The organism is Hymenobacter aerilatus, from assembly GCF_022921095.1.
Classification (GTDB): domain Bacteria; phylum Bacteroidota; class Bacteroidia; order Cytophagales; family Hymenobacteraceae; genus Hymenobacter; species Hymenobacter aerilatus.
In genome coordinates, this window is the sequence record NZ_CP095053.1 from 2,082,683 (window position 1) to 2,107,013 (window position 24,331).

A 24,331-nucleotide genomic window follows, 5' to 3' on the forward strand; every position below is an offset into this window, starting at 1 on the left:
GAAGTAAAATTCTTCCCACACCCAATCAGCGCGTTTTGTTCTTGGGTATTCTACCAAAGACACACAGAATCCTAGCCCTGGTAACCACTCTACCTCACGCACGTGATAGGTTTGGCCTATAGTAAGCTTTGGGCACCCAACGGGATTATTATTTACTTTCTGAGCGAACTCAATAGCTTGACCAGTCTTAAATTTTGGTTGCATGTCGCAGATGTTAAGCGTGAATCAAGCCTAATTCAACCAAGTACTTCACCCCTTGTGGCGTAATCATATTCCAGCCGTCGCCACGCGTAGCAAGGCCCGCTTCTACTAACCACGTCCGGTCGGCTTTACTGATTAGGTCGCCGTCCCATGTTACCTGCATAAGTTGCATAAGGCTGGCTTCGATAGGTTTCGCGGTAGCTGAATCGAATTGTGAGGTTGCGTATTTCATGAGGTGAATAATTGAGAATGTTTTTGTTTAAACTGTTGGAAGTACTCAGGAGCCAACTCTTCCATAATTTCCATCTTCAAATTCCAGACTTCTGTAAAGTGTAGACAGAATGATGCCTTGTCGTGCTCCCATTCGTGGTGGTGCTCACTACACAAGACCACGACGTTACGCGGGTTGGCGGCTAGTAGTGGAAACTTCTTTTGCGTCAACACATGGGAGGGTGTCAGATCGTAACGAGTGCCGCAGCACGCGCACGAGTCCTGTGTTTTCTTCACCTCCTTATAGGCTGCCTGCCTCGCTTTCAACACAATGGCACGGCTAGTAGAGATTTGCGCAATCGGCTTACGCTCTTTTACTTGCACGGGCCTTTCTGCCTTAATTCGCTCCCTGTTGTGCGACGCACATAGCCCTAAATCCCGATTCTCAACCTTGTTGGAACCGCACTGGACACAGCACTGCATCACGCGGCCAACTCGGCTTCTAGGTTCACGGCCTCCTTCGCCAAATCTCGTAGCGCGTCCAATACGTTCCAGTCCACAATACGCCCCAGCCGCACATTATTAATATAAATCTTCAAGGCTTGCGGGGTGTAGGTGCCCTTCTCTCGCATTTGGGCTACAATAGCCCCTAATTTGCCGTTTTCCGCTAGTTTTTCCAGTGTTCTGGTCGTGTAGGCTTGCGGAATATCACTACTGAATTCCAGTAGTTCCTTTTTAAACGCCTCTTTCCCAGGCTTCTTTCTATTAGCCATAGTGTATTTTTAATGGTGTAGCTTGTAACTTTACAGGAGTTCCGTAGTTTTGTACTATAAACATCGCTGTTTGCCCGCCTTGGGCAAAAGTAAAGATACTCAAATCTTCTGTAATATTACAGACAATACGAAATAAATTCACATGGAAACCACCATTGGCAAACGTCTGCAATTAGTCCGGCAGGCAAAGAAGCTAAGTGTCGAAGCGTTGGCCGACATCTTAGGCGTAAAGGCCAGCGCAGTGTATGGATTACAGAAGGATCACAATAAGCCTTCCTTTGATACCATCGCCGCTCTGACAGACGCCTTCCCAGATATAAGTATGCAGTGGTTAATACACGGCAAAGGAGAAATGCTACGCGACGGCAAGAACCTGACACCTGTAGTAGACGCACCCACCCGGCCGGCCCCGATTGCCACCCAGCCCGGCCAAGTGGATTTCGTGCAGCGGTACATCACACGCTTAGAAAACGATCTGGACGCCGCCGCGGAACGCGAAGCCTATTACCAAGCCCGCATTCAAGAACTACTGGGAAAGCCATTGGGTAACCACAGTGCAGCACCGGAACTAGATAACCTGTACTTAGAGCGCACCCCGATTGGGTTCGGCGCCGTCGCTGCCAAAGCTCCCCAACGCGGGGGTGTGGTGCGGTCGATGTACGGCGTTTCTAGCACCGTTGCGGTTACCCTCCCCTACGCCATGAGCCTATAAGCTTGCGTAGGACGCTGCAAACGCTATTTCAGAATAACATAGTAATTTTGTCCGCTATGGAATTTACGGTAAGTCAGGTGGCAGAAGTGCTGCGCGGTACAACGGAAGGAGACGCCACGCAGAAGATTGATCGGCTGGCCAAGATAGAAGAAGCCCAGCCTGGTTCGCTCTCCTTTCTGGCCAATCTCAAGTACGAGCCGCACCTGTATACCACGGGCGCTTCGGCCGTGATTGTGAGTCGCGACTTGGTGCTGCGCCAGCCCGTCACGGCCGCCCTCATCCGCGTCGACGACCCCTATTCCAGCTTCACTACCCTGCTGGAGTTCTACCAGCAGGCCACCCGCACCGGCCGCCGGGGCGTGGAGGAGCCGGCCTTTTTGGGTGCGGGCTCGGAAGTAGGCGAAGGCCACTACCGCGGCGCGTTTTCCTACGTGGGCGAGAATTGCAAAATCGGGCGCGACGTGCTGATTTTCCCGCACGCCTACATAGGCGACCGGTGCCGCATTGGCGACGGTACCATCATTTACGCTGGCGCCAAGCTCTACCCCGATACAGTCGTAGGTGCCCGTTGCGTCATCCACGCCGGGGCCGTGCTGGGTTCCGATGGCTTCGGCTTTGCTCCCCAGCCCGACGGTTCCTACCGCCCCATCCCACAGATCGGCAATGTGGTGCTGGAAGACAACGTGAGCATCGGGGCCAACACCACCATCGATTGCGCTACTATGGGCTCCACAGTTATTCGGGAGGGTGCCAAAATCGACAATCTGGTGCAACTGGCCCACAATGTAGAAGTAGGTCGACACACGGTTATTGCTTCGCAAACGGGTATCTCGGGCTCCACCAAAATTGGTGATTTCTGCGTGTTGGCGGGCCAAACAGGTATTGCCGGGCACCTCACGTTGGCCAATCGTACTACCGTCACGGCACAGTCGGGGGTAGGCAAGTCCATTAAGGAAGAAGGCGTGTTCCTGCAGGGCGCGCCGGCCTTCAATTTGCGTGACAGTTTGCGTGCCCAAGCTGTTTTCCGACATCTACCGGACTTAGAGCGGCGCCTGAGTGTGCTGGAACGTGCCAATCCAAAGCCGGAAAAGTCATAGCTTTGTCGCTACAGAAGCTGTTGGCTATTAGCTGTTCGCTTTTAGCCTTGGTTTTTCACTCCATACGTCACCTTTCTGAATACAGTTTTACAGTATTCAGCTAACAGCTAAAAGCCAGTAGCTACTAGCTTTACATGAACGACAAGCAACATACGATTAAGGCCCCGGTAACAGTGAGCGGCATTGGGCTGCACACGGGCGTAGTGGCCACCATGACCTTCTGTCCGGCGCCGGTCAACCACGGCTATAAGTTTCAGCGCATCGATTTGCCCGGCCAGCCCCTGGTAGATGCCGACGTGGACAACGTAGTAGACCTCTCGCGCGGTACGACCATCGAGCAGAACGGTGCCCGCGTAAACACCGTGGAGCACACCCTGGCTGCCCTGGTAGGCTTGCAAATCGACAACGTGCTCATTCAGCTCAGCGGCCCCGAGCCGCCTATTATGGATGGCTCGTCGTATGAGTTCATCAAGCCCTTGCAGGAGGTAGGGCTGGAAGAGCAGAACGCGCTGCGCAACTATTTCGAGATTCCCGACGAAATCCGCTACCAGGATAATCCCCGGGGTGTAGAAATTGCCGCCCTACCCCTCGACAACTACCGCCTCACGGTGATGGTAGACTACAACTCGCCGGTGCTGGGCTCGCAACACGCCTCGCTCACGGAGATGTCGCAGTTTGCCACCGAAATTGCTTCGTCGCGCACGTTCTGTTTTCTGCACGAACTGGAAGCGCTGTACAAGCAAAACCTCATCAAAGGCGGCGACTTGAGCAACGCCATTGTAGTGGTGGACCGCGTGGTGAGCGAAGATGAGCTGAGCGAGTTGGCCGAGATGCTAGGCAAGCCTAAAGTAGCTGTCAAGAAAGAAGGCATTCTCAACAACGTGGACCTGCGCCACAAAAACGAGCCCGCCCGCCACAAGCTTCTCGACCTCATCGGCGACCTGGCTTTGGTAGGCCGCCCGCTGAAAGGCCAGATTCTAGCTGCGCGGCCTGGCCACGCCGCCAACGTAGCGTTTGCCAAGCGCCTGAAAAAGAAAATGCTGGAGGTAGACTCCTCGCCCGTACCACACTACGACCCCGCTCGTGTGCCGGTGATGGACATCAACCAGATTGCTGCTACCCTACCCCACCGCTACCCCTTCCTGCTCATCGACAAAATTATTCACCTGGATGCCACCACGGTAACCGGCGTGAAAAACGTGACGATGAACGAGCCGTTTTTCCCCGGTCACTTCCCCGGCAACCCTGTGATGCCAGGCGTACTGCAGATTGAGGCAATGGCACAAACCGGTGGTATTCTGGTACTTAACACCGTACCCGACCCCGAAAACTACTGGACGTATTTCCTGGGCATCGACACTTGTCGCTTCCGCCGGATGGTGAAACCCGGCGACACCATTATCTTCAAATGCCAGCTACTGGCCCCCATTAAGCGAGGGATTGCCAAGATGAGCGGCAAGGCTTTTGTGAACGGAAAAGTGGTGATGGAAGCAGAGATGAGCGCCAGCATCGTGAAGAAGAATTAATAATTAAGAAGTAAAAATTAAAAATGGCCTGTAGTTCTGTGCTATTCCCGCCATTGACGCCAATTCTTAATTCTTAATTTTTAATTATTAATTGAAAAAAGCATGAACCAGCCGTTTGCCTATATCCACCCCGAAGCCAAAATTGCCCATAACGTAGTGGTAGAGCCATTCTCCACTATTTATCAGGACGTTGAAATTGGGGAGGGTACTTGGATTGGTCCGAACGTGACCATTATGCCGGGCGCCCGGATTGGCAAGAACTGCAAGATTTTTCCAGGCGCCGTTATTTCCGCTGTGCCACAGGACCTGAAATTTGCAGGCGAAAAAACCACGGCTCACATCGGTGATAATACTGTGATTCGGGAGTGCGTGACGGTGAACCGTGGCACTGTGGACCGGCAGCGCACCGTAGTGGGCAGCAACTGCCTGCTCATGGCCTACGTGCACGTAGCGCACGACTGCGTTATTGGTGACAACTGCATTCTGGCTAACTCGGTGCAAGTGGCCGGCCACGTTGAAATAGGCGATTATGCCATTGTAGGCGGCTCCTCGGCCGTGCACCAGTTTGTGAAGGTAGGGCCGCACGCCATGATTTCGGGTGGTTCGTTGATTCGCAAAGATGTGCCGCCCTTTGTGAAAGCTGGACGCGAGCCGCTTTCGTACTCTGGTATCAACAGCATCGGGTTGCGTCGTCGGGGCTTTTCCGACCAGAAGATTTCCGAGATTCAGCAGCTTTACCGCTTACTGTTCCTAGGTGGGCTGAATAACAACGAGGCGTTGGATAAGATCGAGTTGGAGTTGGCACCGTCTCCTGAGCGCGACGAGGTAGTAAACTTCGTGCGGCAATCGGGCCGAGGAGTAATTAAGGGGTACAACCGCCACAACAGCAGTGCAGATTGAGGCCAACGGCCTGAGCAAGCGCTACCTGCGCGAGTGGATCTTCCGCGACCTGACCCACACGTTTCGGCCAGGGTCGGCCACGGCCATCTTGGGGCCGAACGGCTCAGGCAAAAGCACGCTGCTTAATACGTTATCGGGCCAGCTCCTACCCAGCCAGGGTACGCTCACCTACACGTGGCAGGGCCAGCCGGTAGCAGTAGATGACGTACCACGTCTTCTGGCTTACTGCGCGCCCTACCTGGAAGTAGTGGAAGAACTAACGCTCACGGAGCTGCTGCACTTTCATACCCGCTTTAAACCACTGCGTCCCGGCCTCACACCTCAGAAGCTGATTGAGCTGATGTACCTAGAAAACTCGCGTCATAAGCTGGTGCGCGATTTTTCCTCCGGTATGAAGCAGCGCCTGAAGCTGGGCCTGGCCCTCTACGCTGACGCCCCTCTCCTCCTGCTCGACGAGCCCACCACTAACCTCGACCGGGCCGGTGTAGCCTGGTACCTGGAGCACGCCCGCGCCACCATTGCCGGGCGCACGGTGCTGGTCAGTTCCAATGTACCGGAGGAATATGAATTCTGCTCTGAGCACCTCAGCGTCACGGACTTTGGCGCCAAGGCGGCACGCTGATTTTGGGCAGGAGCATGTATATTTGGCTATGACCTACTTGCCTATGTCAGCCCAGCAACAACCCTACGTCACGCCCGAAGAATATTTGGCCGCCGAGCGGGCTGCCAATCGTGACACCGATGGCAAGCACGAGTATTTCCAAGGAGAAGTATATGCTATGGGCGGCGCCAGCCGGCAGCATAACTTATTGGTGACCAATCTAATCGTGGGGTTAGATACACGGCAACGTGTATCCCAGCGATATGCGTGTGCATGTAGCCAGCAATGGTCTGTATACTTACCCGGATGTAGTGGTGGCCTGCGGTGACGAAGAATTTCTGCCAGACGCCTACCTCGATACGTTATTGAATCCGGTTGTGCTAGTTGAAGTTTCTTCTCGCTCTACAGCACAGTACGATCAGGAAGGCAAGTTTCTCCTGTACCTTAATATTTCTAGCCTGCGACACTACTTGCTGGTTGACAGCCAACGCGTGCGCATCCTATGCATTACGCGGCTGGAAACCGATACGTGGAACTTTCGCGAGTATAGCCAGCTGACAGAGCAGGTAGAATTATCGGCTTTGCAGCTGGGAATTCCCATTAGCGAAATCTACCGAAAAGTGCTTTTGCCGGCTGCTAACAGCACTTTGTAAGATTCTCTTTACCTTTCGCCCGAACTTCTAAACGCCCTGCCCCGTATCTTCGCCCTTGGGCAGTGGCATAACTAAGCTACTTCATTTTTTCACCTCTTTTCGCCCCTTACCACGGCCATGAGAACGTACGACGACTTCGACGACGACAACCTCGACGATGACGACGAGCTTGACAATTTTGCCAAATCCGGCGGCAGCAAAACCCGCGGCAGCGACGAGGATAAGCTTTCGGCTAAGTACTCCGACTATCTGATGTGGCGCGACACCGGCTCCTCGCACGACGAGGCCCTAGACCTTGCCAACATGACGGAGGAAGAATACGCCACGGCAGAAGCTGCCGACGACTCCAGCGACAGCAGCGGCTTCGGCAGCTTCGATGACGACCTGGACGATGACGACGATTTGGATGATGACGACAGCTACAGTAGCCGCGGCAGCAAGCGCGGCGGCAAAGGCGGTTATGACGACGACGATTATTAATGTGTTGATTGTTTGATGTGCTGGTATGCTGATTCTCTGTATATAATGCACTCGTAACACACAAAAAGAAAGCCCGTGCTTAGGTAAGCACGGGCTTTCTTTTTGCAGTTTCATCACCAATCAGCCCACCAAAAGATTAGCCTCTGCCGAATACGCGCTTTAGTAGCTCGGTGGTGCGGGCAACGGGGTTTTCGCGGATGTTGGCTTCTTCCTGCGCTACCAGCGTAAACAAACCGTCGATGGCCTTGCCGGTGGCATACTGGTTGAGGTCGGTTTGCACGGGCGTCACCAGTGGAATCTTGTTGTAGCGCGTGGTCAGGGCCGAGTAGTAGCGGGTAGCATTCACCTTATCCAGCGACTGTTGGATGATGGGCTGGAAGGCCGTGGTTAGCTGCGTAGTAGTAGTGCGCTTCAGGTACTGAGTGGCTGCATCCTTCTGGCCCGTCAGGATGCCCCACACATCTTTAAAAGTCAGGCTTTTGATGGCTGCCAGAAAAATAGGCTTAGCACTCTTGGCAGCATCTTCGGCCCCACGATTCAACGACAGTTCAAACTGATCTACCTGGCTACCCAGTCCAATGGTACGCAATGTGTTGGCTACGCGCTGGGCATCGGGCGGAAACGGGATACGAATGAGCTTATTGAGGTAGAAACCATCTGTTTGAGAAGCCTGATCGGTGCCTTTGCTGATGCCCTGAATCAAGGCTTGTTTTAGTCCTTCAGCAGCTTCCGTCTGGCTAACGGAGCCGGTGGTGGAGGTAGTGGTAGTTTTCTTGGATGTGGGCAGCTTGATGCCTCCGATCTTGGGTAGTTGGAATACCTGGGCCGAGGCTGACACGTGTAGGCCGAGCACTAAACCGGCCATCAGGAAAGAAGCGCGAAGATTTTTCATAACTCAAAGCAGCAATTCGCAGTTAGTGGAAGCGAATCTTTTCTTGAAAAGACACAAACCGGACCAAAAACCTTCGCATCCCTCCTACCCTACACTATGCAACAGGTACCCAACGCAGAAATTATCACAATCGGCGACGAGCTGCTCTACGGGCAGGTTATCGATACCAATTCGGCCTTCATGGGGCAAGAACTAGGAAAACTGGGCGTACGGGTACGACAAATTACGAGCGTGTCGGATAGGGGAACTGAGATTGTGCAGGCCCTGGATGCGGCCCGCGAACGGGCCGATGTGATTCTGCTCACGGGTGGCCTCGGACCTACTAAAGACGACCTGACCAAGCACGTGCTCACTGAGTATTTTCGCTCGGAGCTGGTGCTGCACGAGCCTACCCTACAACACGTAGAGGCCATCTTTGCCCGCTATAACCGGCCTATGCTAGAGGTGAATCGTCAGCAGGCCTTCGTGCCGCGCGTGTGCCAAGTAGTGCCCAACCCTATGGGTACGGCGCCGGGCATGTGGTTTGAAGACCGGGGCACCGTGTTCGTGTCGATGCCGGGCGTGCCGTTTGAGATGAAGCGCATGATGACCGACACGGTGCTACCACGCCTGCAAGAGCACTTTCATACGGCTCCCATCGAACACGTGGTGGTGCAGACTGTTGGGCTCGGCGAGTCGTTTCTGGCCCAGCAGATTGCTGATTGGGAAGATTCCCTACCCCCCAATATGAAGCTGGCCTACCTACCCTCGCTCGGGGCCGTGCGCCTACGCCTCACCGGCACCGATGATGGCCAACCTGACCTGCGCGGCCGGATGCTGGCCCTACTCCCTGCTCTGCGCGAGCGGCTGGGCACGCATATTTTTGCCGAAGGCGAAGTGAAGCTGGAAGAAGCCTTGGGGCAGCTCCTGCGTGAGCGGGGCCTCACGGTGGGCACCGCCGAAAGCTGCACCGGCGGCTACATTGCCCAGCGTCTCACCAGCGTGCCGGGTAGCTCGGCCTACTTTCAGGGTAGCATTGTGGCGTATCATAACGACATGAAGGTGAAAGAGCTAAGCGTGAAGCCCGAAACGCTGCAAGCCCACGGCGCCGTAAGCGAAGCCACTGCCCGCGAAATGGCCGAAGGCCTGCGCCAGCGCCTGGGCGTAGATGTGGCGGTGGCCGCCAGCGGCATTGCTGGCCCCGGTGGCGGCACCACCGAAAAGCCGGTGGGTACCATCTGTATTGCCTACGCCGACGCCCACCAAACTGTCAGCCGCCAGCTCAATTTTGATCGGGGCCGCCAGCTTAATATAGAATACACCTCCACGGCCGTACTGAATCTCCTACGCCTGAGCCTACCCCCAGTGGTGAAATAGTGAGGTGGTGAAATGGTGAGTTGGATGTGTTAATGGCTCTATCAGGGCAGCTTACGCAGTCAAAACGTCAAACTCGCCATCTCACCACCTCACCATTTCACTATTCCCTACCTTTGCGGCACCAATCCTCTCCCACCCCCAACCTCCTTATACCTCCCGCGACTTATGGCACGAATGGAAATGACGATGCCCAAAATGGGCGAATCCATTATGGAAGGCACCGTTCTGAAATGGCTGAAGCAAGTAGGCGACACCATTGAACAGGATGAATCGGTACTGGAAGTAGCTACCGACAAGGTAGATACGGAAGTGCCCGCCCTTCATGCCGGCGTGTTGCAAGAAATTCTGGTGCAAGAGGGCGATGTGGTAGCTGTAGGCGCCCCCATTGCCATTATCGAAACCGATGCGGCCAGCGCCAGTGCTCCTGCTCCGGCTGCAACGGAAGCTACTGCGCCCGCAGCAGCTTCTGACGACGAAGAGGAGGAAGCCGCCGCTACGGTACCGCACGTGCCCAACGCTACCCCTCCCGCTCCTACCCCAGCGTCGCCGGCTGCTGGCCGCTTCTACTCGCCCCTGGTGCTCAGCATTGCCCGCGAAGAGGGCATTTCCCTGGCCGACCTGGAGCAGCTGCCTGGTACCGGGGCAGAAGGCCGCGTAACGAAAAAAGACATTCTAGACTACGTGGCCGACGGTAAGAAGCCACTGGCTCCGTCGCCAGCAGCGCAGTCGGCGGCCTCCGCTCCTACCCCGTCGGCTCAGGCAGAGGCCCCAGCAGCTCCTGCAGCACAGCCCGAAACCAAAGCCCCTGCTATCTCACAACCCGCCGCCAAAGCGGAGACAGCAAAGCCAAAAGCGGAAGAGCCGAAAATCAAGCCAGCGCCTTCTGTGAGCGGCAATGATGAGCTGGTGGAAATGGACCGCATGCGCAAGATGATTGCGCAACGCATGGTAGACAGCAAGCGTATTTCGCCGCACGTAACAAGCTTTGTAGAGGCTGATGTGACGGAGCTGGTAAACTGGCGCAACCAGCACAAAGACGCCTACAAAAAGCGCACGGGCGAAAACCTGACCTTCACGCCGCTGTTCATCCAGGCTATTGCACGCGCCATTCAGGACCTTCCGAACATCAACGTATCGGTAGAGGGCGACTACATCATCAAAAAGCGCGATATCAACATTGGCGTGGCCGTGGCCCTGCCCTCCGGCAACCTGATTGTGCCCGTGATTCACAATGCCGACCAGCTGAACCTGAACGGCTTGAGCAAGCGCGTGAACGACCTGGCTAATCGTGCCCGCCAGAACAAGCTAAAGCCCGAAGACCTGGAAGGCGGTACCTACACCGTCAGCAACGTGGGCTCGTTCGGCAACGTGATGGGCACGCCCATTATTATGCAGCCGCAGGTGGCTATTATGGCAGTAGGCGCCATCAAGAAGAAACCGGCCGTCATCGAAACTCCTCAAGGCGACCTGATTGGTATTCGTCACTTCATGTTCTTATCGCACAGCTACGACCACCGTGTGGTGGATGGTTCGCTGGGCGGCATGTTCGTGCGCAAAGTGGCCGACTACCTGGAGCAGTTCGACCCCAATACTACCATCTAGCGCTGTATCTTCGCGCACTGGTTCCACATAAGCCCATCCAGCCGGATGGGCTTATCTTTTTGCTTACCCACTTCGATGAAAAATTACCTTTTTCTAGCGGCACTGCTCATCGCGCTAGGGCTGATTCTCTACCTATTCCGCCAACTCACGGCCACCGAAGAAGCTCTGAAATTGGCCGAAAAGCGCTTCGCCGACTGCGAGCAGGTGACCTTTCAACTGCAAATGCAGAACCGCGGCGTGAAGCCCCGCGGCCGACAAGACGTAACGAGGGACACGTTGCGGTAAGTCAGTTACCCGTTATTATTCTCCAGCAAAAAGCCGCGTCATCCTGAGCAGAGCGAAGGACCTTATGCCAGTTGAACGAGTCGTTAAACGATTATCGTTCTGGTATGATAAGGTCCTTCGCAAGCTCAGGATGACACGGCTTTTTGCTGGTAACTTACGACTAACCTACGCCCGCATTCCCAGCACCAGCATCATGAACGCATACTGCCGAGCCGTGTCGTGGAGTGACTTGAAGCGGCCGGAGGCGCCGCCGTGGCCGGCGGCCATATCGGTGTGCAGGAGCAACATATTCTTGTCGGTTTTCATAGCGCGCAGCTTGGCCACCCACTTGGCCGGCTCGAAGTACTGCACCTGCGAGTCGTGCAGGCCCGTGGTGACGAGCATGTTGGGGTAGGCCTGCTTCTTCACGTTGTCGTAGGGCGAGTAGGACAGCATGTAGTCGTAGTACTGCTGCTCGTTGGGGTTGCCCCACTGGTCATACTCGCCGGTGGTAAGCGGAATGGTTTCGTCGAGCATTGTGGTTACCACGTCCACAAATGGCACGCCCGCAATAATGCCTTTGTAGAGGTCAGGACGCATGTTCACCACGGCACCCATCAGCAAACCGCCCGCCGAGCCGCCCATGGCGAAAAGTTTCTGGGACGAGGTGTATTTCTCCTTAATCAGGTACTCCGAGCAGTCGATGAAGTCGGTGAAGCTGTTTTTCTTGTGCAGCATCCGGCCGTTCTCGAACCATTCCCTACCCATTTCCTGCCCACCTCGAATGTGGCAGAGCACATAAGCAAAGCCCCGGTCGAGCAGGCTGAGGCGGGCCGCCGAGAAGCTGGGGTCCTGCGAGAAGCCGTAGGAGCCATAGGCGTATTGCAACAGCGGCGCGCTGCCATCCTTCTTAAAGCCTTTTTTGTAGACGATGGAAATCGGTACCATGGCCCCGTCGCGGGCCTTCACGAAGGTACGCTCCGTCACGTAGTCTTCTTTCTTGAAGCTCCCTACCACCTCCTGCTGCTTGAGCAGGGTGGTTTTGCCGGTTGCCATGTTGTACTCATAAGTGGAAGGCGGCGTGGTGAGCGAGGTGTAGTTGTAGCGCAGCACCGGCGTATCCAGCTCCGGATTGACACCGATGGTAGCGGTATAGGCCGGCTCACTGAAAGCCATGTACTTTTTCTTGCCGTCCTTTATCCCCATAATGAGCAGCTGACGCAGGCCCTCCTTACGCTCATTCACCACAAGATAATCTCGAAACACATCGAAGGCATCAATAAAGGCATCTTTGCGGGCTGGAATGACGTCTTTCCACGACGATTTAGCAGTATTGCTTACCGGCGTCGCCATCAGCCGGTAGTTGGGTGCCTCCCAGTTGGTGCGCACGTAAAACTTGTCGGCCAGGTGCTCTACGTCGTAGAGGTGGTCTTTCTCGCGGGGTAGGAAGGTTTTGAACTCGCCGGTGGGCGCGGTGGCGTCGAGGTAGCGAAACTCGTTGGAAAGCGAGCTGCCTAGCACCAGGAAAATGTACTTCTTGGACTTGGAGCGCCCTACCCCCAAGTTGAAGGTGTTGTCCTTTTCCTCGTAAATCAGCTTGTCTTCTTTAGGGTCGGTGCCGAGGGTGTGGCGGTAGAGCTGGTAAGGCAGCAGCGTGGTCACGTCCTTTTTAGCGTAGAACACGGTTTTGTTGTCGGCAGCCCACACGGCGTTGCCGCTAGTGTTCGGAATGGCTTCAGGGTAGGCTTTGCCGGTTTTCAGGTCCTTGAAGCGCAGCGTGTAGAGGCGGCGGCTCACTGTATCAGTTCCATAGGCCAGCAGCTGGTTATTGTCGCTGACTTCGTAGCCACCAATTTGAAAGTATGTCTTGCCCTGACCCATTTGGTTGGCGTTCAGCAGCACTTCTTCCAGTGCTTTCAGGTCGCCTTTCTTGCGGCAGTAGATGGGGTATTCACCGCCCTTTTCGTAGCGGGTATAGTAATAGTACCCGTTGTCGCGGTACGGCACCGACTCGTCCTGCTCCTTGATGCGACCCTTCATCTCCTGGTAGAACTTTTCTTCCAGGTCTTTCACCGGCGCCATCACTTTGTCGAAGTAGGCGTTTTCGGCGTCGAGGTAGCTGATGACTTCTGGATTGGTGCGCTCGTTCAGCCAATAGTAATTATCGGTACGGACGTTGTTGCCCATTTTCAGCTCTTTGGGCTTCACCAAAGCCACCGGCGGCGTGGGTGCCTGCTGCGCCTCGGCGCCGGCGGCCATTGCCAACGCACTAAACAGAATAGTAGATTTTTTCATGGTTGTGGAAGGGTAGGGTTCTGATGAAAGATACAACTGCCGAACGAAGGTTGCGCTGATTTATACAGCATAAACCAGAACGTCCTTTCGACCAGCGGGAGAAGTCTTGCGTGCTTCCGGTAACTATTTCGGTGTCAGCACGCGAGACTTCTCTCGCTGGTCGAAAGGACGTTCTATTGGCTTGCGTACTCTCGCTTATAGCGCCGCCAGGCTTTGCTCTAGTGCCGCAATCTTGGCTTCGGCGTCGGCCAGTTTCTGCCGCTCGCGCTCTACCAGATCCGGCTTGGCATTCTGCACGAACTTTTCATTCGCGAGCTTTTTCAACACCGATTCTCGGAAGCCTTGGGCATATTCCAGCTCTTTAGTCAGGCGTTCTTTCTCGGCACCGAGGTCAATCTGGCCTTCCAGCGGAACAAAAAACTCTGCCCCACCCGATACGAAGCCTACTGCCGCTGCGGGCGCGGTATCTACTACGTTGATGACCTCTAACGCTCCCAGTTTGCGTAGGATGCCGTCATAGTCTTGCAGCAACTGCGTGTCGTCGGTTTTAGCGGCTAGGGTCAGCGGCTTGTTGGGGCCAAGACCTTTTTGGTTGCGGATGTTACGAATGCCAGCCACAATGTCAAGGGCCTGGCTCATGCGCGCCAGCAGCTCGGTGGCACCTGCTTCGGGCTGTGGCTTGGGCCAGGCCGCTATGCAGAGGTAGTCCTTATCGGTGCGCTCGGCCAGTTCATGCCAGATTTCCTCCGTGATGAAGGGCATGAACGGGTGCAGCAGCTTCAGCAGGGTTTCGAGGTAGGCGGTGGTACGGCGCAGCGTCTCGGCGTCGATGGGTGCCTGGTAAGCGGGCTTCACCATTTCCAGGTACACCGAGCAGAAGTCGTCCCACACCAGCTTGTACACCGTCATCAGCGCGTCACTCATCCGGAACTTCTCGAAGTGCTCATCCAGCTCTACCAGCGTGGTGTGCAGCTTCGCCCCGAACCACTCCACGGCCTTTTGGTTGGCGAAGGGTAGGGCTGCGTCTACCTCCCAGCCTTGGGTCAGGCGGAAGGCGTTCCAGAGCTTGTTGGTAAAGTTGCGGCCTTGCTCTACCAGCTTGATATCGAACAGCAAGTCGTTGCCAGCCGGCGAGGAGAACAGCATACCGGTGCGCACGCCATCGGCGCCGTACTGGGCAATAAGGTCGAGCGGATCGGGCGAGTTGCCGAGCTGCTTGCTCATCTTCCTTCCCTGGTCGTCGCGCACAATGCCGGTGAGGTACACGTTCCGGAAGGGTACCTCCTTGCGGTACTCCAGGCCGGCCATGATCATGCGAGCCACCCAGAAAAACAGGATTTCGGGGGCCGTTACGAGGTCGTCGGTGGGATAGAAATAGTTGATATCGGCATTGTCGGGGTCCTTGAAACCGTCGAACACCGAAATCGGCCATAGCCACGACGAGAACCACGTATCGAGCACGTCTTCGTCCTGGCGCAGGTCGCTGGCTTGCAGGTTTTGGTTGCCGCTTTGCTCGCGGGCCAGTTTCAACGCCTCTTCCGTATCTAGAGCTACTACAAACGAGCCGTCGGGCAGGTAGTAGGCTGGAATACGCTGGCCCCACCACAGCTGCCGCGAAATGCACCAGTCGCGCACGTTTTCCATCCACGAGCGGTACATGTTCTTGAACTTGGGCGGGTGCAGCTTGATTTCGTCGTTTTCGACTACTTCCAGCGCCTTCTTGGCCATGTGGTCCATCTTGCAGAACCACTGCAGCGACAAGCGCGGCTCAATCACGGCCCCGGTGCGCTCCGAGGTTTGCAGCACGCTGGCGTACTCTTCTACCTTGTCGAGCAGGCCGGCTTCCTCCAGGTCCTTCACCACGTTGCGACGCGCGGCAAAACGGTCCTGGCCCACGTACAGCACGGCTTTTTCGTTGAGCGTGCCATCGTTGTTTAGAATGTCGATAACCGGCAGGTTGTGCTTCAGCCCTAGCTCGTAGTCGTTCAGATCGTGCGCAGGCGTCACCTTCAGCGCGCCCGTGCCGAAGTCAATGCTCACGTACTCGTCCAGAATCACCGGAATCTCGCGGCCCAGTAGCGGAATACGCACTTTCGCGCCGTGCAGGTGCGTGTAACGCGGGTCGTTGGGATTTACCGCTACGGCTACGTCGGCCATAATGGTTTCTGGACGGGAGGTAGCTACCGTCAGCGCTTGTCCTTCGGCTCCTACTACCTCATATTTGAGGTGATACATCTTCGCCATCGTGTCCTTCGGAATCACTTCCTCGTCACTTAGCGCGGTACCGCCTTTGGGGTCCCAGTTCACCATGCGCACACCGCGATAGATCTGGCCTTTGCGGTACAGGTCCACAAACACGCGCAGTACGGCCTCGGTCAGCTCGGGCTCCATGGTGAAGCGCGTGCGGTCCCAGTCGCAACTAGCACCTAGCTTCTTGAGCTGCTCCAGAATAATGCCGCCGTACTTTTCCTTCCAGTCCCAGGCGTGGGTCAAAAACTCCTCGCGGGTTAGGTCCTTCTTGCTGATGCCTTTTTCCTGCAACAGCGCCACTACCTTGGCCTCGGTGGCAATGCTGGCGTGGTCGGTGCCGGGCACCCAGCACGCTTCCTTGCCCTGCATGCGCGCCCGGCGCACCAGCACATCCTGAATGGTATTGTTGAGCATATGCCCCATGTGCAGCACGCCCGTCACGTTAGGCGGCGGAATCACGACGGAGTAGGCGGGCTTGCGCGGGTTGGGCTTGGCGTGAAAAAAGCCTTTTTCCTGCCAGCGCTGGTACCACTTGGCTTCAACGTCGGCGGGAGAGTAGGTTTTGGCGATAGACATCGGCGGGAGAATCTTATTGAAGTAGCAAAAGTATGGATTTAGCAGGGTCTAGAGTAGTGGCTTGAGGTAGGATTGGGTAAGGCCTGTCATCCTGAGCGCAGCGAAGGACCTTCTCACGCTGGCACGACAGGCGCACTAACGATTCGTCCTCACGTACATCGTTCACGCGTGAGAAGGTTCTTCGCTGCGCTCAGGATGGCAGACGGCTTTCTCAGTCCCTAACTTTTACCCCACAAAAAAGCCTACCCCTTGGCAGAGGCAGGCTTCTGAGGAAAAGAAAACTAGCTTACGCTTCGGCGTGCAGCCATTCTTTCTTTTTCAGTAGCTCTGGCTCCGATTCGCGGTAGTCGGGGTCGTCTACGCAGCAGTCTACGGGGCACACGGCGGCGCACTGAGGCTCCTCGTGGAAGCCCACGCACTCGGTGCACTTATCGGACACGATGTAGTAGTACTCGTCGGAAATCGGGGTTTGCGGAGCCACGCCCGACACCACCGTACCGCCGTCCATTTCCACTTCTTTCAGAGCCGTTCCATCGGCCCAGCGCCACTGGGCGCCGCCTTCGTAAATGGCATTATTGGGGCATTCCGGTTCGCAGGCACCACAATTGATGCACTCGTCGGTTATCATGATGGACATAGCCGTCTGTCTTTTTATGCTAAAGTAACGTCTTCTCTTACGTAAGAAGAGCCGCGAACGTAACGCGGGCCGACAAAAATAGAAACTAACTCGCAGTGCGCGTAATTTTAACCCGCGAATATTGACCTGAAGTGGGTTTACAGCCTGGCTTCACGTAAACTTCAGCCTTCCACCCCATCTTTCCTATATGAATCATTCTGACCGCCTGGCGGCCTTTGTGGCCCTGGGCCAGCGTTTACAACACTTATCTGAAGACGAACTTGCCGGCCTCGGTGCCCGCGCCCGCAATCAAAACAATTGGTTTACGCCGACCAACGTAGCCTACGCACTCAAAGGCATTGCCGAGCTACTGGCCGAGGAGCCGTTGCGGCAGTGGGCTGGCCGCTACCCCGCCGAGCCAGAGCAGCCCCGCCAGATTGGCGTGGTGATGGCCGGCAACATTCCGCTAGTAGGCTTCCACGATCTACTGTGTGTACTGCTAAGTGGCCACATTCTGCTGGCCAAACCCAGCTCCGACGACACCGTGCTCATGACCTGGATTGCCAGTGAGCTGGTAAAGCTAGAGCCGCGCTTCGAGGAAATGATTCGTTTTGTGCCGCGCCTAAATGCGGCCGATGCGTTTATCGCCACCGGCTCCGACAACACCGGGCGCTATTTTGAATACTACTTCGGCAAGAAGCCCAACCTGATCCGGCGCAACCGCACCAGCCTGGCTATCCTAACGGGCCGCGAAACGGAACACGACCTAGGACTGCTGGGTGAGGATATTTTCCGCTACTATGGCCTGGGTTGCCGCAACGTGAGCAAGCTGTATGTGCCGGTGGGCTTCTCCTTCCCTACCCTGCTCGATGCGCTGCAACCCTGGCAGCATATTCTCGACCATCACAAATACCAAAACAACTACGATTACAATAAGAGCATTCTGCTGGTGAACGGCGTGCCGCACTACGACAACGGATTTGTGCTGCTCACGGAAAGCCCGCAGCTGGTGTCGCCTATCTCGGTGGTGCACTACGAGGGCTACCAGCACGAGATAGACCTAGTAGAGCGCCTAACCACTGTGGCTGCGCAAACGCAGTGTCTGGTGTCGGCGGGAGGGCAGTATCCGGGCAGTTTTGCGTTTGGTCGGGCCCAGCATCCGCAGGTATGGGATTACGCCGACGGCATCGACACGATGAAGTTTTTGGCTCAGTTTTAATGGAAGTATAATTCCATTTTAATACGTTTCAAATGAGTAGAAGCGTTATTTACCAACTTCTCCCCTAATCAGACGCCCCCGCGTCTACCCACTTTAGCTTTTCAACCTATGCCCTTCACACCTTCGACAGACACAGCTGAAATCATTGAGAAAGAAGCTATTCCTAGTCTGCACTTTCCTACCGAAGATGTTCTCACCGACCCGCTCGACCAGCAGCGCCGCCGCCATGATGCTGAACGGGCTACAGCCCTAGGCAACAACTACCAAGGCAAAGTAGACATCTATTTCCGCACGTCCGACTACATCACCCGCCGCGTGCACACCAGCATCTGGGCCAGCCACGACAACAGCCTTACCTTGAAAGCCGGTGTGTCCCTACCCTTGCAGGCTGTGCTAGGGTTTGATTTTTATTAATAGAAGCGTAAGACAAACATGTCCTCCTGAGCGCAGCGAAGGACCTTCTCACGCGTGAACGACCGTCATAATAACGACTCGTTCACGCGTGAGAAGGTCCTTCGCTGCGCTCAGGAGGACATGTTTGTTTAAAACACCTAAACAACCTATCAACTACAACCGATCCAGCGTCTTCACAATCAAATCGTTGATGACGTCTTCTGAATTGGTGGCAAACTCGCCGGTGGCGCGGTTGGCTACAATGGCGTTCAACGACACAACTTCGTGGCCGAGTAGGCGGCCCAGGGCATAGTACCCGGCCGTTTCCATCTCAAAGTTGGTGAGGCGCAGCTCGCCCTCGGCGCTCTGGTGGCGGAAGTTTTGGAATTGCTGAATCAGATCGGGCTGGCGTAGGTCGAGGCGCAGCACGCGGCCCTGGGGTCCATAGAAACCGGGGCAGGTGAGCGTGTTGCCTACCACCATGTCTTTGCCAAGCTGCTCACGCAGCAAATCGGAGCCGCGCACGCAGTAGGGACGGTAGGGCAGTTGTAGCGCCTCCTGAATGCCGGTGGCTACTTCCACTTCCAGACCAGTTTCTACCAAGGGATAGAACTGCATCAGCGAGTCCAAGCCCACGGCGTGCTCCGTAACCAGGTGTGAGCCCACTGGAATATCGGCCTGCAAGGCGCCGCTGGTACCAATACGCACAATGCGCAGCTGAATCCGCTCGTCGTGCGGGCAAGGCTCCCGCCCTACAAAGTCGATGTTGACCAGCGCATCCAGCTCATTGAGCAGAATATCAATATTATCGGTGCCCATGCCGGTCGAAATTACGGTGAGGCGCTTGCCTTTGTAGTAGCCTACGTGGGTCACAAACTCGCGCTTGTGAATTTGCGTCTCAATAGAATCGAAATGCCGGCTGACCATTGGCACCCGCTCCGGGTCGCCCACCGTGATGATGGTGTCGGAAATATGATCGGGGAGCAGGTTGAGGTGGTAGATGCTGCCGTCTTTGTTCAGGATCAGCTCCGATTCGGGGATGGGCATAGGAAGGTGTTTTAGGTAGGAGAAGACGAAGATAAAAAAAGCGTCATCCTGAGCGGCGCGAAAGACCTTGTACCCACAAAACGAGTCGTTGGTACGATGGTCGTTTTGGCGTGAGAAGGTCCTTCGCGCTGCTCAGGATGACAAACTATTTACAGTACCTACTTCGCAGGTGCTCTATACGACAACAAGCCCTGCTCGGGGTTATAGTTGTTGCTGTTTTTGGGGTAGGTGCCGGTGCCGTCGTAGGGACGCTTATCGGGGTGCTGCTGGCAGGTAGGCGAGCAAGCGCCCTCCAATTGCTCGGCGCAGGCTTCGCAAAGCGGCAAGTGGTCGTTGCAGTGCGGATTGGCACAGTTCACCATGCGCGCCGAGGGCGTGTGGCAGTTATGGCAAGTGGAAATAATCGTCGGGTTGACGCTGTTAACATCTACGGCCACACGGCCGTCGAACACGTAGCATTTGCCGTCAAAATCCTCGCCGCCGGCTTCCAGACCGTACTTAATAATGCCACCGTGCAGTTGGTACACGTTCTCGAAGCCCTGCTCCAGCAGAAACGCACTGGCCTTTTCGCATTTGATGCCGCCGGTGCAGTAGGTCAGGATTTTCTTGTCTTTGTACTGCTCCAACTCCCCTACCTTACCCGGAAACTCACGGAAGTTTTCGATGTCGAGCGTGACGGCGTTTTTGAAGCGCCCCAGCTCGTGCTCGTAGTCGGAGCGCACGTCTAGCACCACCACATCGTCCTGGTCCTTCATGTCCTTGAATTCCTGGGGCGAGAGGTGGATGCCGGTACGTTCGTAGGGCTTGATATCGGGTAGGCCTACGTGCACGATTTCGGGCTTCACGCGCACGTGCAGTTTCTGAAAGGTGTGCGCCTCAGCAGGTTCTATTTTAAACTCCAGCGCCGCAAAGCGCGAATCGGCCTTCACTACCCGCATGTACTCCTCGCAGTCGGCCCGCCGGCCCGATACCGTGCCGTTCAGTCCTTCCGGTGCCACAATAATGCGGCCGCGCAAGTGCAGGCGCAGGCACAGGCGGTGGTGCTCTTCCCGAAACGCCTCCACATCGTCGATGGGTGCGTAGCAGTAGTACAACAGAACGAGGTAATCCATTTTCCAATTAAAAATTAAGAATCGAGAGTTAAAATCTTGGCATACTGACTATTCAACCAGGACTTCTTCAACTCAACAACCTAGTCTACACTTTTTAGCAGCTATTCTTAACTGACTTTCGCAGCGGGGTTTCCGAACACAGTTTGATTGGCCGCCACATCGGCCACTACAACCGAACCAGCGCCTACACGAGCTTTCTTCCCAATTTTAACGCCTGCCACCACAATAGCACCCGAGCCAATGAACGCCTGGTCGCCTACCTCGACGCCGGTATTGAGGATAGCGCCGGCGCCTACCTGCGCGTATTCGCCCAATTGCACTTTGGTTTCGATTACCGCGTTGGCCCCGATAATGCAGCCATCGGCTATTTTGGCGGTGCTGGCCACTACGGCATTGGCACCTACCAGGATGCCGTGGCCGAGCCACGCATGCTCGGCTACGCTGGCGCGGGCGTGAATGGCGTTGACGGGCGCTACCTCATACTCGTCGTGCAGCATACCGGTGAGGCTGCGGCGGCTGGCTACGTCCTCGGTGGCCACAAACACCTCGCACTTCTTACCCAGCAGTTTCAGCAGGTCTTTATTGTCGGTGTTGCCCATCACGGGCACATCGTTTACTTCGGTGTCTTGCAGTTGGGCGTCGTCGTCGAGCAGGCAGTAGACCACCACATCGTTGCTCAGAAAGGAGTCGAGGGCAGCGGTGCCCACGCTCTGAGCGCCCAGAATGATTACGGGATTTTCCATATAAAAGAGAACAGCCCACGCGGGGCCGGAGTTTGCAGCGAAACCACAAAGATAGGTTGAATGGTGAAGTTGTGAATAGAGAAGTTGAGCAGCGTGTGTCATCCTGAACGTGCGAAAGACCGTCTGTCAGTTGAACGAGTGATTGTTACGTCATTCGTTCTAGTGTGATGGAGTCCCTCATCCCCACTTGATGCGCGGAATACCTACGTGACAGATGTATTGCATTTACAACTTCACTATCTCAGCACTCTCCGCACATACTCATTTTGCAGCAACAGCAACAGTAGAAACGGCAGCAGCACCGTACGGTAGCGGCTGAGGGTGCCCAGGTTGGGAGTCGTTAGGCCCAGCAACACGGCCAGGCCCAGGCAGTATATGGCCAGTACCAACACGAGCGCAAAGGGTAGGCGCCCGCCCCTACCCCGCCACACGGCCACGGCCGCCGTGAGCAGCAGCGTCAGCAACACCACATTCTCCAGACTCACAGCCAGGTAGTTCCACTGAGTGCTTTCCCAAGGCCAAGGCCGTAATAACGTGTTGATGGCGGCAGCCGGGGCGTTAGTAGCGACGCTCTGCCAAGTAGGCGCCAAGTGGTCGTACTCAATGTGCGGCTTGTGGCGCGATTGATCCAGCATGCCATAATAATTGCGCAACAGTTGGCTGCTGAATCTATTGAAGCGAAAAATTGAATTCACCTCGCTCAGCACCCAGCCGCCTCCGCACAGCAAGAGTACCACCAGGGCCACTTGCACCCCACGCTGCCGCACGCCCAACTGCTCCCCCACTCGGATAAGAGCCAGCCCCAGCAATGCAGCAAACAGCAGCACCGCGAAGAAATACCGCATCTTAAATCCGACTACCATCAGTACTATACCTCCCACCACCGACCACACACGTACAGGCTGCTGCCCATACAGCCAGCCCAGCACCAGCGCCGTCAGCCATGCTAGTGCCCCTACCAATACGCTTTCCTTGGTTATGCCCGAGGTCCAGTACAGCACTGTGGGCCACAGCAGGAAAGCAACAGGTACTGCCAGCGCCAGCGTATCCGGAAACAGCTTTGGCACCTTCCGGACTAACTGCCAGCATCCTACCAGACAAAATACTGACAAATACACCGCATTTAGCCACACGCTCCCCAGCGAGCCCAAGTTTAATGCGGAGAGCACCTTGATGAGGAAGAACGTGTTGGAGTAGCCGTGATAGATAAGCTGCTGGCCCGCTGCATGAAACTCGTCGCCCAGCAGCGTGCCTACCCAGGCAGCGGGGGTGGCCCAGAGCTGCTCGGTGAGGGCGCGCCCCCAATAGTGAAAGTAGCGGGCGTCCTCGGTGAGCAGCATAACGGTAAGCAGCGTTATGGTCAGCTTCAACACCAGTATGGGAAGTAGCAACGGCCCTACCCCCGGCGCCTGTTGCTCCCGGCGCACCCAGCGCCACAGCAGCCACAGCAGGCCAGTATTTAGTATAATAGCAAGTAGGAGCCTCAACGCAGCACGGGTTTGGGTTGTAGAATACGGCTGCCAATAGCACAGCGCAAGCATTGGCGCGGCTGGCAGTAGCCGTTGTGCAGCGCCAGCAAGCCCTGCGAATCGGCGGCGGTGCGGTGCTGGAAACCTAGTAGGTCGTAGGTGTCCGTAATGGCATTGCGTTCGGCGGGCAGCTGCGTGAGCAGCGTCACGGCTTGTTCTACCAGTTCGGGCTGGCCTATATGGCGGGCGTAGGCCACGCGCAGGGGCACTACCACGTTGGTTATCAGTAGATGGGCGCTGCTCCTACCCAACTGGTGCGGCACCTTGCCCGCCCTACCCGGCCGGGTGTGCCCCTGCCAATACTCCGACACCGGCGCTGCAAAGAATTGCTCCAGCGTCAGTACGTCCTGGGCCGTAAGCAAGGCATCGAACAGTGCGGGGCGGGCGTGCAGCACAGCGGCCAGCTGGGCCAGCCGTACCGGAGGAAAGTTAGCTGGCCGCAGGCGCAGGAAATTCCAGTCGTGTGGGGCCAGGGCAGCGGCTTTCAATTGATATTTATGCACCAGGAACTCGTACTCGGCCCGCAGATCAGCCACAAACAAGTCGTGACGATTTTCGTCGTTTTCAGTTAGAAAACCAGCTTGCCCGAACAACAGCGCTTCCAGTTGGCGCCGGTCGTGGCGGTGGCGGCGCAATACCGGCAACGGCAGGGCTTTAGCAAGGCGCTGCAAAGGCTCCGTATTTTTCTTGAAGCCAAAAGCCGCCAGCAGTGCATGGTAGGCAGTGGCCTCCCAGTCGCCGCCCAGGTGCTGGTGCAGGGCTTCGAGGGTAGCGGCTTTTTGCTCTACCCGTTCCAACAACGTTCGTTCTACCATCATTACCCGCGCAATAACGGGCACTTGCGCCAAAAGAGGCGCGCAGGGTAGGGCGGGCGTCTCGGTAAGGAGTTGCTGGTAGCGGCCCAACAGCTCCGGCGCTAGGCGGCCTTCCAGCACCAGCGCGGGCACCTCGGAGCCGTTAGTGCGGCGCACGGGCTCGTCGGCATGCAGTACCACGTGCAGAATTACCTGGTCGTACTTGAGGTCGTGCTGGTGCTGGTGGCGGTGCCAGTCGGAAGCGCGTAGGTGGATTTCTACGGCGCCGTTCCACTCTACTTCGCCCAGGTGCAGGCGGGCGTTTAAGAAATCGGGGCCGGCATCGTGATTGTGCAGGCCGGGCTTTAGTACGGTAATGGTTTCACCATTGGTGGTACGCAAGTCGGTTTTATCGAAGTACTGGTGCTGCCAGACGTAATGGAGGAAATCTTCTTGCATAGCAAGTATAAAAGCACGTGGATAACTAGGC

Annotated in this window: 23 protein-coding genes; 12 read left to right on the forward strand and 11 right to left on the reverse strand. The window is 56.0% G+C overall.

The window, feature by feature from the left end:
- Window positions 1-214: 214 nt before the first annotated feature.
- The gene (locus MUN82_RS08990; protein ID WP_245096807.1) at window positions 215-373 is read right to left on the reverse strand and encodes a hypothetical protein; all 159 of its coding nucleotides are present in this window, start codon (window positions 371-373) and stop codon (window positions 215-217) included.
- A 520-nt stretch (window positions 374-893) separates the two neighbouring features.
- On the reverse strand, window positions 894-1,184 hold the full coding sequence (locus tag MUN82_RS08995; RefSeq protein WP_245096809.1) for a hypothetical protein: 291 nt from the start codon (window positions 1,182-1,184) through the stop codon (window positions 894-896).
- Between the two features lie 142 nt (window positions 1,185-1,326).
- Here MUN82_RS08995 and MUN82_RS09000 point away from each other — a divergent pair, with 142 nt between their 5' ends.
- From MUN82_RS09000 to MUN82_RS09030, 7 genes are all read left to right on the forward strand, one after another.
- A complete protein-coding gene (locus MUN82_RS09000; protein WP_245096811.1) occupies window positions 1,327-1,896 on the forward strand; it encodes a helix-turn-helix domain-containing protein in 570 nt (189 codons plus the stop codon).
- Window positions 1,897-1,952: 56 nt separating this feature from the next.
- Window positions 1,953-2,993, forward strand: a complete 1,041-nt coding sequence (gene lpxD, locus MUN82_RS09005; protein WP_245096813.1) for a UDP-3-O-(3-hydroxymyristoyl)glucosamine N-acyltransferase — start codon at window positions 1,953-1,955, stop codon at window positions 2,991-2,993.
- A gap of 134 nt (window positions 2,994-3,127) precedes the next feature.
- Window positions 3,128-4,519 carry a bifunctional UDP-3-O-[3-hydroxymyristoyl] N-acetylglucosamine deacetylase/3-hydroxyacyl-ACP dehydratase gene (locus MUN82_RS09010; RefSeq protein ID WP_245096815.1) on the forward strand — a complete coding sequence of 464 codons (1,392 nt, stop codon included), beginning with the start codon at window positions 3,128-3,130 and terminating at the stop codon, window positions 4,517-4,519.
- Between the two features lie 102 nt (window positions 4,520-4,621).
- Entirely contained in the window at window positions 4,622-5,419 is a 798-nt protein-coding gene (lpxA, locus tag MUN82_RS09015) for an acyl-ACP--UDP-N-acetylglucosamine O-acyltransferase (protein WP_245096817.1), read from the forward strand.
- Window positions 5,409-6,041: an ABC transporter ATP-binding protein gene (locus MUN82_RS09020; protein ID WP_245096819.1), complete on the forward strand. Its 633-nt coding sequence runs from the start codon at window positions 5,409-5,411 to the stop codon at window positions 6,039-6,041. Before lpxA ends, MUN82_RS09020 begins: the two co-directional genes overlap by 11 nt.
- A 227-nt stretch (window positions 6,042-6,268) precedes the next feature.
- On the forward strand, window positions 6,269-6,673 hold the full coding sequence (locus tag MUN82_RS09025; RefSeq protein WP_311136434.1) for a Uma2 family endonuclease: 405 nt from the start codon (window positions 6,269-6,271) through the stop codon (window positions 6,671-6,673).
- A 117-nt stretch (window positions 6,674-6,790) separates the two neighbouring features.
- A complete protein-coding gene (locus tag MUN82_RS09030) occupies window positions 6,791-7,153 on the forward strand; it encodes a hypothetical protein (RefSeq protein ID WP_245096821.1) in 363 nt (120 codons plus the stop codon).
- A gap of 136 nt (window positions 7,154-7,289) precedes the next feature.
- Here MUN82_RS09030 and MUN82_RS09035 read toward each other — a convergent pair whose 3' ends face one another.
- Entirely contained in the window at window positions 7,290-8,045 is a 756-nt protein-coding gene (locus MUN82_RS09035) for a DUF4197 domain-containing protein (protein WP_245096822.1), read from the reverse strand.
- A 96-nt stretch (window positions 8,046-8,141) separates the two neighbouring features.
- On the opposite strand from MUN82_RS09035, the gene MUN82_RS09040 reads away from it, so the two are divergent.
- The 3 genes from MUN82_RS09040 (at window position 8,142) to MUN82_RS09050 (ending at window position 11,288) form a co-directional block, all read left to right on the forward strand.
- The gene (locus MUN82_RS09040) at window positions 8,142-9,401 is read left to right on the forward strand and encodes a competence/damage-inducible protein A (RefSeq protein WP_245096824.1); all 1,260 of its coding nucleotides are present in this window, start codon (window positions 8,142-8,144) and stop codon (window positions 9,399-9,401) included.
- A 165-nt stretch (window positions 9,402-9,566) separates the two neighbouring features.
- Entirely contained in the window at window positions 9,567-11,003 is a 1,437-nt protein-coding gene (locus MUN82_RS09045) for a dihydrolipoamide acetyltransferase family protein (RefSeq protein WP_245096826.1), read from the forward strand.
- 75 nt (window positions 11,004-11,078) lie between these two features.
- Window positions 11,079-11,288, forward strand: coding sequence for a hypothetical protein (locus MUN82_RS09050; RefSeq protein WP_245096827.1), 210 nt, complete (start codon window positions 11,079-11,081; stop codon window positions 11,286-11,288).
- A 165-nt stretch (window positions 11,289-11,453) separates the two neighbouring features.
- Here the strand turns inward: MUN82_RS09050 and MUN82_RS09055 are convergent, their stop codons facing one another.
- The 3 genes from MUN82_RS09055 to MUN82_RS09065 all read right to left on the reverse strand — a co-directional run bounded on the left by MUN82_RS09055 (window position 11,454) and on the right by MUN82_RS09065 (window position 17,025).
- On the reverse strand, window positions 11,454-13,562 hold the full coding sequence (locus tag MUN82_RS09055; RefSeq protein WP_245096829.1) for a S9 family peptidase: 2,109 nt from the start codon (window positions 13,560-13,562) through the stop codon (window positions 11,454-11,456).
- A 195-nt stretch (window positions 13,563-13,757) separates the two neighbouring features.
- The gene (locus tag MUN82_RS09060) at window positions 13,758-16,388 is read right to left on the reverse strand and encodes a valine--tRNA ligase (RefSeq protein ID WP_245096830.1); all 2,631 of its coding nucleotides are present in this window, start codon (window positions 16,386-16,388) and stop codon (window positions 13,758-13,760) included.
- A 286-nt stretch (window positions 16,389-16,674) separates the two neighbouring features.
- The gene (locus MUN82_RS09065) at window positions 16,675-17,025 is read right to left on the reverse strand and encodes a 4Fe-4S dicluster domain-containing protein (protein ID WP_185283457.1); all 351 of its coding nucleotides are present in this window, start codon (window positions 17,023-17,025) and stop codon (window positions 16,675-16,677) included.
- Between the two features lie 187 nt (window positions 17,026-17,212).
- On the opposite strand from MUN82_RS09065, the gene MUN82_RS09070 reads away from it, so the two are divergent.
- Both MUN82_RS09070 and MUN82_RS09075 read left to right on the forward strand, forming a co-directional pair.
- Window positions 17,213-18,223, forward strand: a complete 1,011-nt coding sequence (locus tag MUN82_RS09070) for an acyl-CoA reductase (RefSeq protein ID WP_245096832.1) — start codon at window positions 17,213-17,215, stop codon at window positions 18,221-18,223.
- 108 nt (window positions 18,224-18,331) lie between these two features.
- Entirely contained in the window at window positions 18,332-18,637 is a 306-nt protein-coding gene (locus MUN82_RS09075) for a hypothetical protein (protein ID WP_245096834.1), read from the forward strand.
- Between the two features lie 153 nt (window positions 18,638-18,790).
- On the opposite strand, the gene MUN82_RS09080 is transcribed toward MUN82_RS09075, so the two are convergent.
- The 5 genes from MUN82_RS09080 to MUN82_RS09100 all read right to left on the reverse strand — a co-directional run bounded on the left by MUN82_RS09080 (window position 18,791) and on the right by MUN82_RS09100 (window position 24,300).
- The gene (locus MUN82_RS09080) at window positions 18,791-19,663 is read right to left on the reverse strand and encodes a nucleoside phosphorylase (RefSeq protein WP_245096835.1); all 873 of its coding nucleotides are present in this window, start codon (window positions 19,661-19,663) and stop codon (window positions 18,791-18,793) included.
- Between the two features lie 158 nt (window positions 19,664-19,821).
- The gene (trhO, locus tag MUN82_RS09085) at window positions 19,822-20,775 is read right to left on the reverse strand and encodes an oxygen-dependent tRNA uridine(34) hydroxylase TrhO (RefSeq protein WP_245096837.1); all 954 of its coding nucleotides are present in this window, start codon (window positions 20,773-20,775) and stop codon (window positions 19,822-19,824) included.
- Between the two features lie 107 nt (window positions 20,776-20,882).
- Entirely contained in the window at window positions 20,883-21,518 is a 636-nt protein-coding gene (locus MUN82_RS09090; protein ID WP_245096839.1) for a NeuD/PglB/VioB family sugar acetyltransferase, read from the reverse strand.
- 236 nt (window positions 21,519-21,754) lie between these two features.
- Window positions 21,755-23,005 (reverse strand): hypothetical protein, encoded by a 1,251-nt coding sequence (locus tag MUN82_RS09095; protein WP_245096841.1) that lies wholly within the window; start codon window positions 23,003-23,005, stop codon window positions 21,755-21,757.
- Complete coding sequence (locus MUN82_RS09100) at window positions 23,002-24,300, reverse strand: DUF2851 family protein (RefSeq protein ID WP_245096842.1); 1,299 nt, start codon at window positions 24,298-24,300, stop codon at window positions 23,002-23,004. The genes MUN82_RS09095 and MUN82_RS09100 overlap by 4 nt, the downstream gene beginning before the upstream one ends.
- Window positions 24,301-24,331: the final 31 nt, after the last annotated feature.

Excerpts from the sequence above, each read along its gene's own strand:
- MUN82_RS09070 (WP_245096832.1), top strand. The coding sequence starts at position 17,213 with ATGAATCATTCTGACCGCCTGGCGGCCTTTGTGGCCCTGGGCCAGCGT.
- trhO (WP_245096837.1), bottom strand. The coding sequence starts at position 20,775 with ATGGATTACCTCGTTCTGTTGTACTACTGCTACGCACCCATCGACGAT.
- MUN82_RS09010 (WP_245096815.1), top strand. The coding sequence starts at position 3,128 with ATGAACGACAAGCAACATACGATTAAGGCCCCGGTAACAGTGAGCGGC.
- MUN82_RS08995 (WP_245096809.1), bottom strand. The coding sequence starts at position 1,184 with ATGGCTAATAGAAAGAAGCCTGGGAAAGAGGCGTTTAAAAAGGAACTA.
- MUN82_RS09100 (WP_245096842.1), bottom strand. The coding sequence starts at position 24,300 with ATGCAAGAAGATTTCCTCCATTACGTCTGGCAGCACCAGTACTTCGAT.
- MUN82_RS09060 (WP_245096830.1), bottom strand. The coding sequence starts at position 16,388 with ATGTCTATCGCCAAAACCTACTCTCCCGCCGACGTTGAAGCCAAGTGG.
- MUN82_RS09090 (WP_245096839.1), bottom strand. The coding sequence starts at position 21,518 with ATGGAAAATCCCGTAATCATTCTGGGCGCTCAGAGCGTGGGCACCGCT.
- MUN82_RS09050 (WP_245096827.1), top strand. The coding sequence starts at position 11,079 with ATGAAAAATTACCTTTTTCTAGCGGCACTGCTCATCGCGCTAGGGCTG.
- lpxA (WP_245096817.1), top strand. The coding sequence starts at position 4,622 with ATGAACCAGCCGTTTGCCTATATCCACCCCGAAGCCAAAATTGCCCAT.
- MUN82_RS09045 (WP_245096826.1), top strand. The coding sequence starts at position 9,567 with ATGGCACGAATGGAAATGACGATGCCCAAAATGGGCGAATCCATTATG.
- MUN82_RS09000 (WP_245096811.1), top strand. The coding sequence starts at position 1,327 with ATGGAAACCACCATTGGCAAACGTCTGCAATTAGTCCGGCAGGCAAAG.
- lpxD (WP_245096813.1), top strand. The coding sequence starts at position 1,953 with ATGGAATTTACGGTAAGTCAGGTGGCAGAAGTGCTGCGCGGTACAACG.
- MUN82_RS08990 (WP_245096807.1), bottom strand. The coding sequence starts at position 373 with ATGCAACTTATGCAGGTAACATGGGACGGCGACCTAATCAGTAAAGCC.
- MUN82_RS09035 (WP_245096822.1), bottom strand. The coding sequence starts at position 8,045 with ATGAAAAATCTTCGCGCTTCTTTCCTGATGGCCGGTTTAGTGCTCGGC.
- MUN82_RS09065 (WP_185283457.1), bottom strand. The coding sequence starts at position 17,025 with ATGTCCATCATGATAACCGACGAGTGCATCAATTGTGGTGCCTGCGAA.
- MUN82_RS09075 (WP_245096834.1), top strand. The coding sequence starts at position 18,332 with ATGCCCTTCACACCTTCGACAGACACAGCTGAAATCATTGAGAAAGAA.
- MUN82_RS09040 (WP_245096824.1), top strand. The coding sequence starts at position 8,142 with ATGCAACAGGTACCCAACGCAGAAATTATCACAATCGGCGACGAGCTG.
- MUN82_RS09030 (WP_245096821.1), top strand. The coding sequence starts at position 6,791 with ATGAGAACGTACGACGACTTCGACGACGACAACCTCGACGATGACGAC.
- MUN82_RS09080 (WP_245096835.1), bottom strand. The coding sequence starts at position 19,663 with ATGCCCATCCCCGAATCGGAGCTGATCCTGAACAAAGACGGCAGCATC.
- MUN82_RS09055 (WP_245096829.1), bottom strand. The coding sequence starts at position 13,562 with ATGAAAAAATCTACTATTCTGTTTAGTGCGTTGGCAATGGCCGCCGGC.